Raw genomic sequence first — 1,259 nt, 5'->3', positions numbered from 1 at the left:
TGTAGAGACCGGACACATCGCTGACACATGTGCGCAGACATGGTTGACACATTATGGTCCGTAATCAGGTTTATTCACGTCGATAGTGCGCAGGCGTTGATGGCAGAAATAGACATCGAACATGTCCCCGCCGTCTCGCCCGGGGCGTATCGCTATGGTCTGCCCGACCAAGCCTTTTGCGATGCTGAAATAGCGTTTCTGGAAGCGGAAGCGACTGTGATAAACCTTGGCCAGGGTATCGTCTGGCCCATATTCAAATTCCTCAAGCTGATTGGGGTAGGCCCACGGGCTGGGGTGATATCTGGCCATCGGCACTTGATACCCCAAAGCCTGATGAGGGCGCTGTAAGTTGTAAATTTCCCGCCATCGGTCAAACGCCGTCTGGGCTTGCACCAAGGTCGAGAACTGCCGCCCATCGAGTACTTCAGCCTTCAAGGAACGGTGGAAACGCTCAATTTTGCCATTCGTTTGAGGGTGGTACGGGCGACTGAAACTTATCTGTATCCCTAGTCGAATCAACCAGATACTCAGTTCTGTAACCTCTCCAGGATTACGCGGTGAGCCCCAGGGAGCACCATTATCGACGTTGATTCGGACCGGTAGGCCGTAGCGCTGGAAGACCTCAGTCATCTTCTCCTTGACCGTCGTTCCTCGCTCGTTATCGCAAGCGTGAATAGCCAAATTGAAGCGGGAGTGGTCGTCAAGAATGGTCAGCGGATGACACCGGCCTTGCTGCAGGGCGAAGTGCCCTTTGAAGTCCATCTGCCAGAGATCGTTGGGTGCATCGTGCTCAAACCTAAGCCGCGCCTCTCGCGCCTTCTCAGGGCTCTGGATTAGTTCATGGCGGTGCAATACGTTGGTGACGGTGCTGGGGGCAATACGCTTGCTCAGCAGGCTGCTGATTGTGCGTCCGCCCCAGGCCGGGTGCTCCTGTCGAAGTGCAACGACTTCTGCTTCCAACGCAGCCTCGGTCAAGCGAGGGCTACTAGCCGGCCTCCGAGATCGTTCCTGTAGAGCGGCCGAGCCACCTTGTTCAAAACGGCGCAGCCACTTGTATCCGGTTTGAGGACTGATGCTGAAACGTCGGCATAACTCTCGAATATTGGCATCCGGTTGTCTCGCCAGGGATACGAACTCTTCTTTCAGGCTCATGGCGTTTCTCACGTTCCAAGGCATGGCGAAAATCCTGGCAAAGGGGGCTGCCAGGAAGTGTCAACCATGTCTCCGTACACGTGTCCACCATGTGTCCGGTCTCTACA

The 1,259-nt window shown here is 55.4% G+C and carries 1 protein-coding gene; it reads right to left on the bottom strand.

Features of this window, described 5'->3' with window-relative positions:
* Window positions 1–51 precede the first annotated feature (51 nt).
* Entirely contained in the window at window positions 52–1,176 is a 1,125-nt protein-coding gene (locus POF53_RS25880) for an IS481 family transposase (protein ID WP_203647996.1), read from the bottom strand.
* Between the last annotated feature and the right edge of the window lie 83 nt (window positions 1,177–1,259).

It is taken from the genome of Mitsuaria sp. RG (genome assembly GCF_028369275.1).
GTDB lineage: Bacteria > Pseudomonadota > Gammaproteobacteria > Pseudomonadales > Pseudomonadaceae > Aquipseudomonas > Aquipseudomonas peradeniyensis.
This window is presented reverse-complemented; position numbering and strand designations above follow the sequence as displayed.

Excerpts from the sequence above, each read along its gene's own strand:
- POF53_RS25880 (WP_203647996.1), bottom strand. The coding sequence starts at position 1,176 with ATGCCTTGGAACGTGAGAAACGCCATGAGCCTGAAAGAAGAGTTCGTA.